This is a genomic window from Chromobacterium sinusclupearum, from assembly GCF_002902845.1.
Taxonomy (GTDB): Bacteria; Pseudomonadota; Gammaproteobacteria; order Burkholderiales; family Chromobacteriaceae; genus Chromobacterium; species Chromobacterium sinusclupearum.
Genome location: NZ_PPTF01000008.1, coordinates 38769 through 57042 on the forward strand (window position 1 = coordinate 38769; position 18274 = coordinate 57042).

Sequence of the window (18274 nt, forward strand, 5' to 3'; positions counted from 1 at the left end):
GGGCTATCGCCGTCCAGGCATCAAAACTCAGGCTCGAGACGAGCCTTGTCGATGTTGGCGAACGGAATCACCACGATGCGGCCATCCACATCCAGCTTCACGGAGCCGTCTTCGACCCCGGCAAGACGACCGGTAAATTTCTTCTGCTGCTCGATCGGCATCCGCGTCTTGATCTTGGCGAGCTGACCGGCGAAACGGACGAAATCGGCTTCCTTCTTCAAAGGACGATCCAGGCCCGGCGAAGAGACTTCCAGTCGCTCGTAGTCCACGTTCTCGACCATGAACAGTCGAGTCAGGTGATTGCTCACCAACACGCAGTCTTCCACGGTGATGCCACCGGGCTTGTCGAGAAATACGCGAAAACCGCCACCCGGGGTCATTTCAAAATCGACCAACTCGTAGCCGAAACCCTGCAGGGTGTTTTCCAGCAGCAAACGAACATCCATTGCTTTTTCCACAAATAAAAAATGGGCGAAACGCCCATCCCTAACCGCTGCGATTGTAACCTATTTCCGCAAAAAAGAAAACCTAAGCGCCCGGCCGCGTTCTTTGTCTGCCGGCGGCCATTTTCCGCCGAAAAGCGCTCGCCACAAACGCCAGCCGCTCCAGCCCTTCGCTGCCAGGGCATTTTGGCCGCGCGCCGGCAAAAGCCAGCCATGGGGAGCGGACTCTGGGGCCGCCATGCCTTGTGGCCGGGCCCAACCCGCACACGCTCCATCCCCCCAAGCTGCGCTGCGCCGAATGATCGCAAACCGCCCATAGGCCCGACCAGCGCCCCGCCCCGGCCCGGCTCCATGCCAGACAATTTTTGCGAGAGTTTTTCAGTTACGGTACATTACCGCGAATCAAACATCAGTTTGAGCCCAGCGGCCAGCTTCACGGGCCGCGAAGAAAACGATTAAAAAACAGCGACTCGCTAAAACCGGATCGCCGCCGGCGCGCGCTGGCGCGATGCTCGCTAAAACCCGCACGACGGAGAAACCCGGATTTATGGATAAGGTGTGGCTTAAAAACTACCAGGCTGGGGTTGCCCACGAGATCGATATCAATCAGTTCCAGTCGGTCATCGAGGTGTTCGACCGCAGCGTCAAGAAGTTCGGCGACCGCCCGGCCATGGCCTGCATGGACAAGGTGCTCAGCTATTCGGAGCTGGATGCGCTCAGCGGCCAGTTCGCCTCCTTCCTGCAGCACAAGCTCGGCGTGAAGAAGGGCGATCGCGTGGCGATCATGATGCCCAATCTGCTGCAATATCCCATTTCCGTCTTCGGCACCATGCGCGCCGGCGGCGTGGTGGTCAACGTCAATCCGCTGTACACCCCGCGCGAGCTGGAACACCAGCTGAAAGACGCTGGCGCCGAAACCATCGTCATCCTGGAAAACTTCGCTAACGTGCTGGAGCAGGTGCTGCCGCGCACCCAGGTCAAGAACGTGGTGATCGCCACCATCGGCGACATGTTCGGCTTCCCCAAGCGCCAGCTGGCCAACTTCGTGGTGCGAAAGGTCAAGAAGATGGTGCCGCCATGGCACATCCCCGGCCACATCGGCTTCAACGACGCGCTGGCCGCCGGCCGCGCCAAGCCGTATGACAAGGTGACGCTGACGCACGACGACATCGCCTTCCTGCAGTACACCGGCGGCACCACCGGCGTGGCCAAGGGCGCCGAGCTGCTGCACAAGAACATCGTCGCCAACATGCTGCAGGCCAGCGCCTGGGTCTCCACCCTGGTGCGCGAAGGCCAGGAAGTCATCGTCACCGCGCTGCCGCTGTACCATATCTTCTCGCTGACCGCGAACCTGATGGTGTTCACCGAGCTGGGCGCGCTGAACGTGCTGATCCCGAACCCGCGCGACATCCCCGGCTTCATCAAGGAACTGCGCAAATACCCGATCACCTGCATCACCGGCGTCAACACGCTGTTCAACGCGCTGCTCAACAATCCGGAATTCGCCAAGCTGGACTTCTCCACCTGGCGGCTGACGCTGGGCGGCGGCATGGCGGTGCAAAAAGCGGTGGCCGACAAGTGGAAGGCCGTCACCGGCGTCACCCTGGCCGAGGCCTACGGCCTGACTGAAACCAGTCCGGCCGCCTGCATCAACCCGATGGACCTGCAGGCCTACAATGGCACCATCGGCTTGCCGGTGCCGTCGACGGAAATCGAAATCCGCGACGCCGAAGGCAAGCCGGTGCCGCAGGGCGAACAGGGCGAGCTTTGCATCCGCGGTCCGCAGGTGATGCGCGGCTACTGGAAGCGCCCGGACGAAACCGCCAAGGTGCTGGGAGCGGACGGCTTCCTCGCCACCGGCGATATGGCGATGATCACGCCGGAAGGCTTCGTCAAATTGGTGGACCGCAAGAAGGACATGATTCTAGTGTCCGGCTTCAACGTCTACCCGAACGAGATCGAAGACGTGGTGGCAGGACATCCGGGCGTGCTGGAAGTGGCCTGCATCGGCGTGCCGGACGAAAAATCCGGCGAAGTGGTCAAGGTGTTCGTGGTGAAGAAAGACCCGGCGCTGACCGACAAGGACATCATCCACTACTGCCGCGAGAACCTGACCGGCTACAAAGTGCCCAAGCTGGTGGAATTCCGCCAGGAACTGCCGAAAACGAACGTCGGCAAGATTCTGCGCCGCGCCTTGCGCGATCAGGAAACCGCCAAACAAGCCTGATCCCATCCGGCAGCATCCGCAAGCCGCCCTTCCCGGGCGGCTTTTGTTTTGCCTCGAACAAACACAACACCGGCCGCGGCAACTACACTATAGTGGCCTACCCAGATACGCCGTACAGGAAGCGATTCATGCTGATGTTGCCGTTTTTCAAGCTGATGGCCGAAAAAAAGGCCAGCGATCTGTTCATGACCAGCGCGGCGCCGCCGATGCTGAAAGTGGCCGGCGAATTGCAGCCGGTCAACGACAAGCCGTTGACGGCTGAAATGGTCAAACAGCTGGCCTACAGCCTGATGAGCGAACAGGATATCGCCGAGTTCGAGCGCGAGCGCGAAATGAACCTGGGCCATCCCATCACCGGCCTGGGCAGCTTCCGCATCAATATTTTCTGGCAGCGCGGCTCGGTCAGCATGGTGGTGCGCTACATCATGCCCAATATCCCGTCGCTGGAAAGCCTGCAATTGCCGGCCAAGCTGGGCGAGCTGATCCAGCAGAAGCGCGGCCTGATTCTGGTGGTGGGCGCCACCGGCTCCGGCAAGAGCTCGACCGTGGCGGCCATGCTGCAGATGCGCAACCAGAACATGAAGGGCCACATCCTCACCATCGAGGACCCGATCGAGTTTCTGCACCGCCACGAGCAATCCATCGTCAACCAGCGCGAAGTCGGCTTCGACACGCTGTCTTACGAGCGCGCGCTGAAAAACGCCATGCGCGAGGCGCCGGACGTGCTGATGATAGGCGAGATCCGCGACGCGGAAACCCTGATCCACGCCATCAACTACGCCCAGTCCGGCCATCTGTGCATCTCCACGCTGCACGGCAACAACAGCTACCACATGCTGAACCGCGTGATCAATTTCTTCCCGCCGGAAAGCCGCCACTCGCTGCTGCTGGATCTGTCCGCCTCGCTGCGCGCGGTGGTGTCGCAGCGACTGGTGGCCACGGCCGACGGCAGCCGCGCGCCGGCAATCGAACTTCTGATCAATACCCCACACATAGCAGAGTTGATTCGCACCGGCGAGATAGACAAAATCAAGGAAGCCATCGAAAGCAGCATGAGCGATGGCGCGCAAACCTTCGAGCAGGCGCTGTACCAGCTGTATCGGGACGGCCGCATCACGCTGGAAGAGGCGCTGAAAAACGCCGATTCGCCAACCAATCTGTACTGGCTGGTCAATCAATCCAAAGAAAGCGGCAAAGACAAATCTGGCCCCGCCAGCGCGGCCAGCTTCGACAGCATCAAACTGGACTTGTAAACCCACCCGATGATTACCCTCTACGGCATTCCCAACTGCAATACCGTGAAGAAGGCCCGCCAATGGCTGGCCGACAACGGCATCGACTACATTTTCCACGACTTCAAGAAACAGGGCATAGACGCCGCGCGCCTGCAGGCCTGGACCGCCCAGGTGCCGCTGGCCAAGCTGGTGAACCGCCAGGGCACCACCTGGCGCGCGCTGCCGGACGACAGCAAGGCGGCCGCGGACGAAACCGCCGGCGCCATCGCGCTGATGCTGGACAAGCCGTCCGTGATCAAGCGCCCGGTGCTGGAATGGGACGGCAAAGTCGGCGTCGGTTTCTCCGAGGCCGACTGGGCGGAGCGCTTCGGCAAATGAGCGCGACGCTGGATTTGACTCGCGAACTGATCCGCCGCGATTCCGTCACCCCGCGCGACGAAGGCTGCCAGGCGCTGATGATAGGCCGGCTGGAAGCCATAGGCTTCAAGGTGGAGAAGATGCGCCACGGCGACGTGGACAACTTCTGGGCGCGCAAGGGCGACGCCGGCCCGCTGTTCTGCTTCGCCGGCCATACCGACGTGGTGCCCACCGGCCCGCTGGACAAGTGGGACAGCCCGCCGTTCGAGCCGACCGTGCGAAACGGCCTGCTCTACGGCCGCGGCGCGGCGGACATGAAAGCCTCGCTGGCCGCCTTCGTCACCGCCTGCGAACGCTTCGTCGCCGAGCATCCGGACCACAAGGGCTCGCTGGCGCTGTTGATCACCTCCGACGAGGAAGGCGTGGCGACCGATGGCACGGTGAAAGTGGTGGATGCGCTGGAAGCGCGCGGCGAAACGATAGATTACTGCATCGTCGGCGAGCCCACCTCCGAACAGCGCCTGGGCGACACCATCAAGAACGGCCGCCGCGGCTCGCTGTCCGGCCGGCTGATCGTGCACGGCATCCAGGGCCACATCGCCTATCCGCAATTGGCGAAGAACCCCATCCATCTGCTGGCCCCGGCGCTGGCCGAGCTGGCCGCCACGCGCTGGGACGAGGGCAACGCCTTCTTCCCGCCCACCAGCTGGCAGGTGTCGAACATCCAGGCCGGCACCGGCGCCACCAACGTCATTCCCGGCCACTGCGAGCTGCTGTTCAACTTCCGCTTCTCGCCGGAAAGCTCGGCGGAAAATCTGAAGGAACGCGTGTATCGGATCTTGGACCGGCACGGCTTGGCTTATGAACTGCACTGGCAGCTGTCCGGCCAGCCCTTCATCACGCCGCCGGGCGCCTTGACCGAGGCGCTGAGCCAGGCCATCGCCGACGTGGCCGATGCCAAGGCCGAACTGTCCACCACCGGCGGCACCTCGGACGGCCGCTTCATCAAGCGCATCGCGCGCGAGCTGGTGGAGTTCGGCCCGATCAACGCCACCATCCACAAGCTCAACGAGTGCGTAGCGGTGGACGATATCGAACCGCTGGCGGATATCTACCACCGCACGCTGGAAGGCCTGCTGCTGGATTGACCTTGCGCCTTCCGCATCCTGAAACGCCGCCTACAAGCGGCGTTTTGTTTGCCATGCAGACCGCGCCATGAGCAGCGCGCCAAGCGGCTATGCTGAAACCTAGCCGGAGCCGGTGGCGCAAGCGTGCAGATTCACGTCCCCGCGGTGAATGCAAGATACTTCAGTCCACGCTAATATTGGCCGATCATGGAAATAGAAATCGCAAAAATCTTCGTCGCCCTGCTGGTTCTGGTGAATCCGCTCGGCGCCATCCCCATCTTCATCAGCCTGACGCCCAACGCCAGCCAGGAAGAAAGACAGAAAGTCGCCAAGACCACCGCCATCGCGGTAGCCGTGGTGATGTGCCTGTTCGCCATCGTCGGCCAGACGCTGCTGCGCTTTCTGGGCATCAGCATAGGCTCGTTCCAGGTCGGCGGCGGCATTCTGCTGATGCTGATCGCCATCGCGCTGATGAACGCCAAGCCCGGCCCCACCAAAACCACCAAGCAGGAGCGCGAGGAAGCCGGCCACAAGACCAATATCGCCGTAGTGCCGATGGCCATCCCGCTGATGACCGGCCCCGGCACCATCTCCACCGTCATCATCTACGCCACCACCGCCCATTCCTGGGTGCAGGTGGTCTATCTGCTGATCAGCAGCCTGCTGGTGGCGCTGACCTGCTTTGGCGCGCTGACGCTGGCCACCCCGCTGACCCGCTTGCTGGGCCAGACCGGCATCAATATCGTCAATCGCGTGATGGGCATGCTGCTGGCCGCCGTATCGGTGGAAATCATCGTCGATGGCCTGTACCGGCTGTTTCCGCAACTGACTCGCTAAAAGACACTGGCCTGCCCGCGCAGGCCATTGCTTATACCGTCCGCGACGAGGCCAGCAGCATCTTCACGCCGGCCCAGCCAAAAGCCGCCGCGAGAATAGCCTGGAAGCAACGCCTCACCTTCAGATAGCCCTCGCGCGCCGCCGCTGTCGAAAAAAGCAGCGCATAGCCGAAGAACACCAGCACGGCGATGCCGCCGCAAACCCATACCGCGTGGAAGGCCTGCTCGCCGCCGCCCTCGCGCGGCAACGCCAGCGTGACGATGGACATCCACACCAAGATGGCTTTGGGGTTGGTCATGTGCATGGCAGCGCCTTTGAGCAGCCAACGCCAAGCGCCATTCTTTTCCGGCTCCAAAGCAGCGGGGGCCGCCCAATCCGCAACCGCTGCCTGCCTGGCCGACAGAAACGCCAGGTACAGCAAATAAACGCCTCCCGCCAGCTTCATCGCCATCATCAGCCACCAGGCCTCACGCATGATCCCGGCCAGCCCGCAGGCGGCCAGCAGCCCCCAGAATTGCGACCCCAACACCACGCCAAGCGCCATCGCCAGCGCGCGCAGCCGCCCATGGCTCATCGCCGCGCCCATGATCGCCAGATTGCTGGGGCCGGGGCTTGCCGCGCCGACCGCATACAGGGTGGCCGCCGCGACCAAACCCTCATTCAGGACATAAGCGCCCATATCTCCCCCACACATTAACAATGCTAAAAGCATTACCCAACTCCGCGCGCCAAGCAATACTGCGAGACTTCAACAAAAGACAGAGCGGGCTGACAGTTGGCATCTGTATATATTTTTCCGACTGATTCTGTTCATTGTGTGTACTGATTTCCAGCAGTAAAACATGGTTATTCCTCATAGCCTGGTGGCAGCCATGTCCAAGCCCAAAATACAGCCGGTTCCAATCAAAATCCACCCCAGACTCACCAGCGGCCGCTTCAACAACCTGCGCGTCGGCATGGTCCTGCTCACGCAACTGGTATTCTTCGGCGTGCCCTGGCTGCAATGGAACGGCCGCCAGGCTGTGCACTTCAACCTGGCGGAACATCACTTCCTGATCTTCGGCATCAGTCTATGGCCGCAGGATTTCATCTATCTGGCGGCGCTATTGGTGGTATCGGCGCTGGGCCTGTTCCTGTGGACCACGCTGGCCGGCCGGCTATGGTGCGGTTACAGCTGCCCGCAAACTGTATACACCCAGATCATGATATGGATAGAACGGCTGGTGCAGGGCGACCACCTGGCCCGCCGCAAGCTGGACGCGGCGCCGATGAGCGCCGGCAAATTCTTCAAGAAAGGCGCCACCCAGCTGCTGATGGGGGCGTTTTCGCTGTGGACCGGCCTGACCTTCGTCGGCTACTTCACGCCGATACGCGAACTGGCCACGCTGCAGGTGGGCCCATGGGACCTGTTCTGGACGCTGTTCTACGCCGGCTTCACCTGGCTGCTGGCCGGGGTGCTGCGCGAGAAGGTCTGTCTGCATATGTGCCCATACGCGCGCTTCCAGGGCGCGATGTTCGACGACCACACCCTGATCATCTCCTACGACGAACGGCGCGGCGAACCGCGCGGCAAACAGCAGGCCAAGAGCGAAAACGCGGTCAAAGGCTGCGTGGACTGCGGCATTTGCGTGCAGGTCTGCCCTACCGGCATCGACATCCGCAACGGCCTGCAATATGAATGCATAGGCTGCGCCGCCTGCATCGACGCCTGCGACCAGGTGATGGACAAGCTGAAGTCGCCGCGCGGGCTAATCCGCTACACCAGCGCCCAGGCGCTGCAGGGCAAACCCGCGCCGGCCAAGTCGCTGCACAGGCCGCGCATCGCGGTGTATTCCTGTCTGCTCGCCGGCATCATCGTGGCCTCCACCACCGCGCTGGCGCTGAAGAAGCCGTTCAAGGTGGACGTGCTGCGCGACCGCGCCAGCCTGGTGGAGCAGAGCGACGACGGCATGCTGCAGAACCGCTACAACCTCAGGCTGATCAACACCACCGAACAGGCGCAGCGCTATAGCGTGACGGTGGAGGGCTTGCCCAGCATCCGCATGGAGCGCCCCGAGCAAGTCTTCGACGTCAAGCCGGCGCACACCGAAACCGTGGTGGTGCGCGTGCAGGCCAATCCCGAGCACGCCAGCCGCGGCGCCCACCCTATCCACTTCGTGATACGCTCGCTGAACGATGACGTCACCGTCAAGGAAAAATCCAGCTTCATCGGCGAATAAACCGGCAGGAAAAGCGCATGAACAAAACCGGCCAACTGAGCCAACGCTTCCGTCACGCCATCGAACAGGGCCACCTGCGCGCCGGAGACCGCATGCCCTCGCTGCGCAAGGTGTGCCAGGATCACAAGATCAGCATCACCACCGCCCAGCGCGCCTATGCCGAACTGGAACGGCTGGGGCTGATTGCGTCCCTGCCGCGCTCCGGCTTCCGCGTGCTGGCGCGCGCCGCGCCCAGCCGGCTGACGATGGACGGCGACGGCAGCGACGTCCGCATCGAGCACCTGACCGCCGCGCTGCCCATGCCCTGGGGCTGTCCCTATATCAACCCGGCGCTGATCAACACCACGCCGCTTAACCGCGCCCTGGCCCGCGCGCTGGGCGACTACCGCTACGCGCTGACCGGCCAGACCAGCACCGGCTATGAAGGCCTGCGCCGGGAACTGGCGCTGCGCTATCTGGCGCAGGGCGTAGAGCTGGACGGCGAGGAGCTGCTGGTGACCTGCGGCGCGATGGAGGCGCTGAATCTGGCGATACGCGCGGTCGCCCGGCTGGCCGGCAACGCGGCGATGCTGGTGCTGACGCCGGCCTTTCCGGCGCTGTTCGACCTGCTAGAGCAACTGGGCATTGCCGCCCACACCCTGGCCACGCCGCCAGGCCAGGCCTTGGACCTGGAGCGGCTGGATCAGTTGATCGTCCAGCACCGCCCTGCCGCCATTCTGGCGATGGCCAATTTCCAGCACCCCACCGGCCTGACGATGAGCGACGCCGACAAGCAGGCGCTGTTGACCCTGGCGGACCGCCACCGCGTGCCCATCATCGAGGACGACACCTACCGCGAGCTGTACTTCGGCGAAAACGCCCCATTGCCGCTGAAAGCCTATGACCGCAACGGCAGCGTGCTGCACTGCGCCTCGTTCAGCAAATCGCTGGCGCCGGGCTACCGCGTCGGCTGGATCGCCGCCGGGCGCTACCGCGACAGCATCGTCGGCCTGAAGTTATGCAGCTCCTTGTCCACGCCGCTGCCCAGCCAGCTGGCCCTGGCGCGGCTGCTGGCCGGCGGCCAGCACGAGGACATGCTCAGCCTGCTGCGCGGCCGGCTGCAAGCCAACTGGCACGCCTTGAGCCAACAACTGGCCGCCCAATTGCCAAACGGCAGCCGCCTGGTCACGCCGCAAGGCGGTTATTTCCTGTGGCTGGAACTGCCGCCGGGCATGGACTGCCGCCGCCTGCTGCCGCAGGCGATGCAGATGGGCATTCACTACGCGCCCGGTTCGCTGTTCTTCCGCGACAGCGAGCCCAGGCAGCATGCGCTGCGGCTTAACTTCAGCTATTACGACCCATTGCAGCAGCGCGAAGGCGCGGCCACCCTGGCGGCGCTGCTCTCCGCCTGAGCCGCTTTGCCGCCGCCGGAAAATTCGCCAAGCCTGCCTGTCAGCAGCTATCTCTAAAGCATGAGCCTAGCTTATGCAAAGCTGCTTGCCGGGGGCGAGAATGAACCGACGCCATTTTCTGAGACAAACCGCCTGGCTATCGGGCTGCGCGCTGCTGGGCGGTTGTCTGTCCGATGGCCGTTCCAGCCCTGCTTCCAATCCCTCGCCGCCCGCTGCGGCCATTCGGCCTGCCAGGCTGCAGGCTGCCGGCTGGCGCATGCCGGACGAGGGCGAGCCGCACGCCGCCACCTGGATGGCCTTCGGCGCCCAGGCCGCGATCTGGGGAGATCGCCTGCTGCAGCCCGCTCAACGCAATCTGGCGCAAATCGCCCGCGTCATCGCCCAGTTCGAGCCGGTGCGCATGCTGGCGCCGGCAGCCAGCCTGGAGCTGGCGCGGCGGCTATGCGGGGACGGGGTGCAACTGATCGCCCTGCCGCTGGACGACATCTGGATGCGCGACACCGGGCCGGTATTCGTGCATGACGCCCAGGGCCAGCTGGCCGGCGCCGGCTTCAACTTCAATGGATGGGGCGGCAAGCAGGAATACGGCTGGGACCGCGCCGTGGCGTCCGCCGTCTGCGAACGCGCCCGTGTCCCGCTGCTGAAGAGTTCGCTGATATTGGAAGGCGGCGCGCTGGAGGTGGACGGCGACGGCACCGCCATCCTCGCCGAAAGCTGCGTGCTGAATCCCAACCGCAACCCCGGCATGGACAAGGCGGCCTGCGAGGCCGAGCTGAAACGGCTGCTGGGCGTGGACAAGGTGATCTGGCTGCCCGGCATCCCCGGGCGCGACATCACCGACGGCCATACCGATTTCTACGCCCGCTTCGCCCGCCCCGGCGTGGTGATCGCCGGCGTGGACAGCGACCCGTCCTCGTTCGACCACGCGGTCACGCAACGCCATCTGGCCATTTTGCGCCGGGCTACAGACGCCAAGGGCCGCCGCCTGCAAGTGGTGACCTTGCGCGGCCCGGACAAGGTCAGGCCCACCTACGACAGCAAGTCCTTCGCCGCCGGCTACGTCAACTTTTACGTCTGCAACGGCGCGGTGATCGCGCCGCAGTTTGGCGACGACGATGCCGATGGCAACTGCCGCGACATCCTGCGCGAGCAGTTCCCAAACCGCGAAATCGTGCAGCTGAACATCGACGCGATCGCCGCCGGCGGCGGCGGCATCCACTGCGTGACGCAGCAGCAGCCGGCGTGAAGATGCCAATCCGCATTGTTATGGATAGGTTGCTGCGCGCTCATATGGGACGAAGCTGCTCATCCAGAGAGCGCGTTTTCTCAATGATGACATCGCCGGTATGCAGCGTCGCTTTGCGCTCGACCAGCATCAGCAAGCATTCTTGCTCGGCTAACCGACATACGACAGAGTGACGTAGCCGGGCGAAAATGAAATGAAGTCCGGCGCAGGAACGCTGGAGTATGTCCGGTTGAACGATGGATTAGGCAGATACCTTGCGGCTGAGCGTGACTCTGAACAAGCTGCCATCTTGGTATTGGTAGTGCCTTGTGAAGGAGCCGAAGTCTCCCTTGATCCACCACTTGTACATTGACGAGCCCGACTCTCCGCTGCTTTGGCTATAGGAGATTCCGTCGGCTTCAAAGGAATTCTTCGCCTCATCGAAGGTGCCATAGATCGGGAAATCCAACGTCGACGCGTCGATGGGCTCGAATCCTTCACTTGCCGTGATGTAGAGAAAAACCACGTAGAGGACCTGATCTTTGTCGAATCCAAACTGGAAGCCATCAGGCTTCGAATCGGACCAGTAGAGATCGTTCATGTTTTCGTGAGTTCGATCGAACTCATAGACGACCGTCATGTCGTGAGTCTCCAGGACTTCGATCACATCGTCGTCCTTGAGCTTCTTGCCTAGTAGCGCTGCGAACTTCATTGCAGATTCCTAACGTGGAAGTGAGCGGCCTGCGCCGCTTTTTGCGCAGGTCCGTTCGACTGCCGGGTTAGGGCAGACCGTTGACTTTGTTAATGAGAGAGCCATACGAAAAGAGTATGTGCGTAGACGCGCTTGCGTTCTGTTGAAGTTGATTGAGTATCCAGACAACTGCTTGTAGATCTGAGTCGGTCGTCAGGAGATGGTATGTGCCAAGAGTGATAGACTCGGCTGTACCAGCTCCGCAATCATGCAGAGTCATGCCATCCTGTACACGGACGATTAGACAGGAACCTGCCACATGAATGAAGTTCGGGCGTCTGCTCAGTGGAATCTCAGGATGCGTTCCGTAGTATTCATTTATGTACGCGAGCAAAGTATTTGGTGCGATGCCCTTTGAGGCATACACTATTTTCACAGGCCAATCGTCATAGTTCTTGATCTTTAGAAGAACATTTACTCGTCCATCCAACGCTCTTGTTGGTGGGATCGAAGCGATGCCGCCAAGCGCGTCAAAAAGTTCAACCCGGTTTAGCGTTGATTTGACTGACACGACGCCAAGAGTACCCTCAACGGGCGAAAAGGATTTTCCGGAGCCATCCTTATTATGGAAATTGAAACGGGGAGCAGTGTCGGTAGTAATGATGATGTCGAGTTGCTTGGATTCGGCGCCATCATCATCAAATAGGAAACCACCCAAGAACACGTTGCATTTCGATGGCGCGTGTTGTTTCAGAAACTCTGCATAGGCAAGCTCGCGGGACATCCCAATGTCTGTTGTATTCGCGAATACTGATGCCGCATCGGCTTCACCGCGAAGCACCTCGGCTACTTTTATGTAGTAGCTGCGGAGTCGGTCGAAGAAGTTCTGTGCCATGTGCAGGTGCCCTAACTTGTAATTAGCCAACCTAAATGACGGATGAAAACACCCACATATTGGTGTATAAAAATCACACCTTCAAGTTTTTTCATTTGAAATCAAAAAGATATCAACCATCTCTCTTTTTTTGTATGGGCCTAACATTGGACGAAAAACACCACTTACCAGGGGCTGTGGGAAAGCTGCGTTTGCAGGAACAGATTCGTGCCCGTATTCTCCCAAAGGGGTCCGTAATTTTTAATAATTGGCATAAGTAAACAAATAGAGAATTAATATGGTAGAAGAAATTTTACAGCTTAAACTTGCGACTCTCCCGACAGTGCCGGGGAAATATCATCGTACCTCACCCCAAGCCATACCATTAAGACTTTATCATTAAAATAATCATGCCGCCAATTAACACTCAGCACTTGCGCACCGAGCAATCGCATATGGACCGCCTTCGCCGCTTCATTCTGCTTCATGGCAAGCACACCTGCACGGCTGGTCAAGTGCACGAAACAAAGCTGAGGCGCGGCGTACGCTTACCCTGCCCCCCTTCCAATACATAGCGCAAAAACGCCCTCCAACCACTAAGGCGGGAAGGCGTGTACGCATGGCTAATACGATTAGACGTGCAATAGCAGGAAGCGCCGCTCCCACGGGCTGATCACGTCGAAGTACTCGCGGTACTCGGCTTCCTTGATCGCCGCGTAGGTTTCGACGAAATGCTCGCCGAACAGCTCCGCCAGCGGCTTGCAGCGCAGCAGCATGTCGATGGCGTCGTCCAGGTGGCGCGGCAGCTGGTGCGGCTGTTCGTAGGCGCTGCCGGACAGCGGCTCGGACGGATCCGTCTTCTCCAGCATGCCCAGGTAGCCGCAGGCCAGGCTAGCGGCCATCGCCAGGTACGGATTGACGTCCACGCCGGCCAGGCGGTTTTCCACTCGCCGCGCTTCCGGGCCGGAGTGCGGCACGCGCAGGCCGCAGGTGCGGTTGTCGTAGCCCCAGCTCAGGTTGATCGGCGCCGAGGTGTAGCGGCTGAGGCGGCGGTAGGAGTTCACATACGGCGCGAAAAAGGGCATGGCCGCCGGCAGGTACTTTTGCAGGCCGCCGATGAAGTGCAGGAAGGCCGGCGACGGTTCGCCATTGTCCTGGCTGAAGATGTTGCGCCCGCTGGCAATGTCCACCACGCTCTGGTGCATGTGCATGGCGCTGCCGGGCTGGCCCTGCATGGGCTTGGCCATGAAGGTGGCGTACATATTGTTGCGGATGGCCACTTCGCGCACGGTGCGCTTGAACAGGAAAACCTGGTCGGCCAGCTGCAGCGGATCGCCGTGGTCCAGGTTGATCTCCATCTGGGCGGTGCCCATCTCATGGATCAAGGTATCCAGCGCCAGGCCCTGGGCCTCGCACCAGTCGTACATCACGTCGAAGATGTCGTCGTATTCGTTGACGGCGTCGATGGAAAAGCTCTGCATGCCGGCTTCGGTGCGGCGGGTGCGGCCCACCGGCGGGCGCAGCGGCAGGTCTTCGTCGGGCTGGATCTCCACCAGGTAGAACTCCATCTCCGGCGCGATCACCGCCTTCCAGCCCTTGTCCTCATACAGCTTCAGGATGCGCTTGAGCACATTGCGCGGGGCCAGGTCCACCGCCTGGCCGTCAAAGCTGTAGCAGTCGTGAATGATCTGCGCCGTCGGCTCGCGGTTCCACGGCACCGGGCGCAGCGTGCTGGCGTCCGGGATCAGCTTCATGTCGGGATCGGCCACGGAGGTGAAATCGCGGTCCGGGTAATCGCCGGTCACCGTCATCGACAGCACGGCCTCCGGCAGGCGCAGCCCCTCGGCGGGGTTGTATTTGTGGCGCGGCACGATCTTGCCGCGGGCGAGGCCGGTCATGTCCGGAATCAGACACTCCACCTCGGTGATATGGTGTTCGTCAAGCCATTGATTGATGGTATGGGCACTGTCCATAAAGCCTCTGTTACGTGTGCGCGCCCGAACTGCTGAGCAGTTGGGCCGGATGGGCCAGCGTGTGTCGCCTGCCTGCCTGAAGCAGGAACAGGGTGCGCTCGGCCAGTTGCGGCGGCTTGGCCGCCTTTGAAAAAATGGTGGAAGACCGGCCTTGCCGGTGGCGCTGCTGCAAAATGATCCCCCTTTCGTGATAAAGATTTGGCAAATTTCGCGTTCAAGATTTTGAACGCTTCTCCATCCTAGCCAGCCCTTTTGGCTGCCTGCAACGGGCAAGACGTTTCTTTTGGTCAATCATGGTCAACAATAGGACAAACAACGCAACAGGACGGCGGCGTGAAAGTGAATTAGAATTAAACGATATGAATACTGATGCCCATGCCAACCAGGCCGTCCCCTCACCCAATCCCCGCAAACCTCGTCGCTGGCTGCGCTGGCTGGCGCTAGCCGTTGCCTTGCTGCTGGCCTTCTGGGCCTTTTTGGGCCTGGCCGCGCCGCATTTATTGCAGCAGGCCGCGTCGGACTGGGCCCGCAAGCATGGCCGGCAGCTGGCCATCGCCGAGGTTCGCATCGTGCCCTGGAGCATGGAGCTGACGCTGAACGGCGTCGCCCTGCGCGAAGCCGACGGCCGCCCCTTGTTCATGGCGCGCCGCCTGTACCTGAATGCCGACCTGTATGCGCTGCTGCTGGGCCGCTGGCAAGCCAGCGAATTCACGCTGGATACGCCGCAGCTGTGGCTGGAGCGCGACGCCCAAGGCAAGTGGAACTGGGAAAAGCTGGCGGCGGATATCTCTGGACCAGCCAGACTAGACAGCGGTTCCACACCGGAGAAACTGCCCCGGCTGAAAATCGACGGGATCAATCTGCGCGGCGGCCAAATCCGCGTCAGCGACCATGAAGTCGGCCAGGCCGAGCGCTTCCGGCTGATGCCGATCAATCTGAGCCTGAGCAACCTGTCCACGCTGGCGGAAAACGGCCGCTACGCGCTGCATGCGGAGCTGGAAGGCGGCGGCCGCTTCGACTGGCGCGGCAGCATGCAGCTGCAGCCGCTGCAATCGAGCGGAGAGGCGCACATCGGCAGCCTGCCCTTGGCCACCGCCTGGGACTACGTCCATCCCTACTTCGCCGTCGACAAGCCGGAAGGCGCGCTGACCGTGGACGCGCGCTACCAGCTCGACCTGAGCGGAAAAACGCCTGAGCTGACGGTATCGTCACTGAACGCCAGCCTGCAGCGCCTGAAGCTGAAAGGACCGGGCGGCAGCGCGCTGGAGCTGCCTGAGCTGAAAGTGGAAGGCGGCGCGCTGGATCTGTCCCACGCCCTGTTGACCGTGGACCGCATCGAACTGAACGGCGGCCAGGTCAGCGCCGGCCGCAACGCGGCGGGCCAGCTGAACTGGCTGCAGGCATTGCGGCTGCCGCCTGCGGCGCCGGCCAAGCCCAGCAAGGTCTCGCCCTGGCTGGTCAAGGTGGAGAGCATACGCCTCAACAACTGGCATGCTGCCTGGACCGACCAGACCTTCATCCAGCCGCTGAAACTGGAAACCGACATCCCGCGCCTGCAGACCAAGCTGAGCCTGGACCCAGAGCATGGCATGCGGCTGGAAAACGCCGGGCTGCAGCTGGCCGACCTGCAACTGAGCAGCGGCGGCGTATCGTGGCTGAGCCTGCCCCGCGCCGAGCTGTCGCCGACGCGGATAGACCTGAAACAACGCCAGCTCGAGCCGGGCGACCTCGCGCTGAACGGTCTGCAACTGACGCTGCAGCGCGAACGCGACGGCAAGCTGCAGTTGCAGAAGCTGCTGGCGCAGCGGCGGCAAGCTCCCGCTAAACCGTCGGCAAACGGTCCGGCATGGGCGCTGCCCTACCCCGATATCGAACTGCAAAACGGCAGTCTGCGCTGGCGCGATCTCAGCCTGCCCAAACCGCTGGAATACCGCCTGGAAAAGCTGAACGGCGAGCTGGAAGTCAACGATGACGACAAGCTGTCGCTGGACCTGTCCGCCCGCGCCGGCAGCGGCGGACTGAGCGCCAAGCTCGATATCGATCCAGCCAAGCCCGCCGCGCGCGGCAGCATCAAACTGGATGCCCTGCCGTTGGCGCCGCTGGCCCCGTATGGCCTGACCGGCACCCCGCTGAAGCTGTCCGGCGGCGCCGCCAGCGCCGACCTCAAGCTGGACGCCGCCTCCGCCGCCAAATGGCAGCTGTCCGGCCAGCTCCGGCTGGCCAAGATGACGCTGCAGGAGCCGGGCGAGCCGCTGCCCTTGCTGGGCTGGAACAGCCTGAGCCTGAGCCAGCTGCAGGCCCAGGGCATGCCGCTGAAAGTCAGCATCAACGACGTGCGGCTGGATCAGCCGCGAGCCCGGCTGATCCTGGACCCGCAGCGCCGGCTGAACTGGCAGCAAATCTTCGCCGGCAGGCCAGGCGGCAAGCCGGCATCGGCGCCATCCGCGCCGCTGCCGCAGGTCGACGTGCACAGCATCCATGTGCAGAACGGCGCGGTGGAGTTCGCCGACCACGGCATGACCCCGGACTTCGCCACCCGCATGCATCACCTGCGCGGCAGCATTCAGAACCTGTCCACCCGCGCCGGCGGCCGCGGCCGCATCACGCTGGACGGCGCGGTGGATCAGTACGGCGAGGTCAAGGTGCGCGGCGCGTTGTCGCCGATGTCGCCCACCGACAGCACCGACATCGTGCTGGACTTCCACAACCTGGCGCTGAATAACCTCAATCCGTACTCGATGAACTTTGCCGGCTGGCAGGTCAAGGACGGCAAGCTGTCGCTGGAATTGCGCTACCTGCTGGACCACCGCCAGCTCAAGGGCGAGAACCGCATCGTGATCGACTCCATCCAGCTGGGCGAGGAGCTGAAGGGCGACAAAGGCCCGCACCTGCCGCTGCGGCTGGCCGTGGCGCTGCTGGAAGACAGCAACGGCCGCATCGATCTGGACCTGCCGGTGGCCGGCAGCCTGGACGATCCGCAGTTCAGCTACGGCCAGGTGATCTGGAAAGCCTTCGTCAACATCGTCACCAAGGTGGCCACCGCGCCGTTCCGCGCCCTGGGCGCGCTGCTGGGCGGAGAAGGCTTCGACGACATCCGCTTCGTCGCCGGCGAGGCCCATGTCAGCCCGCCGGAGCGCGAAAAGCTGGACAAGGTGGCGGCCTTGATGGCCAAGCGGCCCAAGATGCAGATCGCCATCGCCGGCGGCTACGCGCCGGACGCGGACAGCAAACAGCTGGCGCGCGCCCGCGTCGACTCGGCGGTGCTGGCCGCCGCCGGCCATCCGCCGCTGGACGACGAGCCGCTGCCGGTGCTGGACCTGAAGGACGCGCAGACGCAATCGGCCATCAAGACCGTGTACGGCCGCCTCATCGGCCGGATGAAGCTGCTGGGCCATGTGCTGAAGCCGGGCGGTCCGTCCGGCGAGGCGCTGGCCAAGCAGCTGCGCGATGAAATGCTGGCCGCCCAGCAAGTCAGCCAGGCCGATCTCGTCAAGCTGGCGAGCCAGCGCGCGGACAACGCCCGCAAGGTGATGCTGCGCCACCAGCCGGAGCTGGCGGATCGCATCGCGCTGGATGCGCCGCAAAAGACATCGGCCAACCGCGACGGCGTGGAACTGGCGGTCAAAATCACCGCGAAATAGCGACGCGGCGTTGCGGCTGCGGTACAATCGCAGC

General features: G+C 62.5%; 16 protein-coding genes. 9 read left to right on the forward strand and 7 right to left on the reverse strand.

Annotated features, from left to right (window positions below; all coding sequences use genetic code 11):
* Positions 1-20: 20 nt before the first annotated feature.
* Positions 21-446 (reverse strand): ribosome maturation factor RimP, encoded by a 426-nt coding sequence (gene rimP / locus C2134_RS01760; protein ID WP_043625877.1) that lies wholly within the window; start codon positions 444-446, stop codon positions 21-23.
* A gap of 544 nt (positions 447-990) precedes the next feature.
* Here rimP and C2134_RS01765 point away from each other — a divergent pair.
* The 5 genes from C2134_RS01765 to C2134_RS01785 all read left to right on the forward strand — a co-directional run bounded on the left by C2134_RS01765 (position 991) and on the right by C2134_RS01785 (position 6226).
* A complete protein-coding gene (locus tag C2134_RS01765; protein WP_103317054.1) occupies positions 991-2670 on the forward strand; it encodes a long-chain-fatty-acid--CoA ligase in 1680 nt (559 codons plus the stop codon).
* Positions 2671-2798: 128 nt separating this feature from the next.
* Complete coding sequence (locus C2134_RS01770) at positions 2799-3923, forward strand: PilT/PilU family type 4a pilus ATPase (protein ID WP_103317056.1); 1125 nt, start codon at positions 2799-2801, stop codon at positions 3921-3923.
* A 9-nt stretch (positions 3924-3932) separates the two neighbouring features.
* Positions 3933-4283 (forward strand): arsenate reductase, encoded by a 351-nt coding sequence (locus C2134_RS01775; RefSeq protein WP_103317058.1) that lies wholly within the window; start codon positions 3933-3935, stop codon positions 4281-4283.
* Positions 4280-5410 (forward strand): succinyl-diaminopimelate desuccinylase, encoded by a 1131-nt coding sequence (gene dapE / locus C2134_RS01780; protein ID WP_103317060.1) that lies wholly within the window; start codon positions 4280-4282, stop codon positions 5408-5410. Before C2134_RS01775 ends, dapE begins: the two co-directional genes overlap by 4 nt.
* A gap of 186 nt (positions 5411-5596) precedes the next feature.
* The gene (locus C2134_RS01785) at positions 5597-6226 is read left to right on the forward strand and encodes a MarC family protein (protein WP_199154135.1); all 630 of its coding nucleotides are present in this window, start codon (positions 5597-5599) and stop codon (positions 6224-6226) included.
* Between the two features lie 31 nt (positions 6227-6257).
* Here C2134_RS01785 and C2134_RS01790 read toward each other — a convergent pair whose 3' ends face one another.
* Entirely contained in the window at positions 6258-6905 is a 648-nt protein-coding gene (locus C2134_RS01790) for a LysE family translocator (RefSeq protein WP_103317064.1), read from the reverse strand.
* A 163-nt stretch (positions 6906-7068) separates the two neighbouring features.
* On the opposite strand from C2134_RS01790, the gene ccoG reads away from it, so the two are divergent.
* The 3 genes from ccoG (at position 7069) to C2134_RS01805 (ending at position 11082) form a co-directional block, all read left to right on the forward strand.
* Positions 7069-8445, forward strand: a complete 1377-nt coding sequence (gene ccoG, locus C2134_RS01795) for a cytochrome c oxidase accessory protein CcoG (protein WP_233196330.1) — start codon at positions 7069-7071, stop codon at positions 8443-8445.
* 17 nt (positions 8446-8462) lie between these two features.
* Complete coding sequence (locus C2134_RS01800) at positions 8463-9836, forward strand: aminotransferase-like domain-containing protein (RefSeq protein ID WP_103317067.1); 1374 nt, start codon at positions 8463-8465, stop codon at positions 9834-9836.
* A gap of 100 nt (positions 9837-9936) precedes the next feature.
* Positions 9937-11082 (forward strand): agmatine deiminase family protein, encoded by a 1146-nt coding sequence (locus C2134_RS01805; protein ID WP_103317069.1) that lies wholly within the window; start codon positions 9937-9939, stop codon positions 11080-11082.
* A 241-nt stretch (positions 11083-11323) separates the two neighbouring features.
* Here the strand turns inward: C2134_RS01805 and C2134_RS01810 are convergent, their stop codons facing one another.
* From C2134_RS01810 to C2134_RS21435, 5 genes are all read right to left on the reverse strand, one after another.
* Positions 11324-11773, reverse strand: a complete 450-nt coding sequence (locus tag C2134_RS01810; protein WP_103317071.1) for a hypothetical protein — start codon at positions 11771-11773, stop codon at positions 11324-11326.
* A 67-nt stretch (positions 11774-11840) separates the two neighbouring features.
* Complete coding sequence (locus C2134_RS01815; protein ID WP_103317073.1) at positions 11841-12647, reverse strand: DUF6602 domain-containing protein; 807 nt, start codon at positions 12645-12647, stop codon at positions 11841-11843.
* A gap of 299 nt (positions 12648-12946) precedes the next feature.
* On the reverse strand, positions 12947-13114 hold the full coding sequence (locus tag C2134_RS21430) for a hypothetical protein (RefSeq protein ID WP_158248665.1): 168 nt from the start codon (positions 13112-13114) through the stop codon (positions 12947-12949).
* 144 nt (positions 13115-13258) lie between these two features.
* Positions 13259-14599: a glutamine synthetase family protein gene (locus tag C2134_RS01820; protein ID WP_103317075.1), complete on the reverse strand. Its 1341-nt coding sequence runs from the start codon at positions 14597-14599 to the stop codon at positions 13259-13261.
* Positions 14600-14609: 10 nt separating this feature from the next.
* Positions 14610-14771, reverse strand: coding sequence for a hypothetical protein (locus C2134_RS21435; protein ID WP_158248666.1), 162 nt, complete (start codon positions 14769-14771; stop codon positions 14610-14612).
* A gap of 187 nt (positions 14772-14958) precedes the next feature.
* Here C2134_RS21435 and C2134_RS01825 point away from each other — a divergent pair, with 187 nt between their 5' ends.
* Complete coding sequence (locus C2134_RS01825; RefSeq protein WP_103317077.1) at positions 14959-18240, forward strand: DUF748 domain-containing protein; 3282 nt, start codon at positions 14959-14961, stop codon at positions 18238-18240.
* Positions 18241-18274 lie beyond the last annotated feature (34 nt).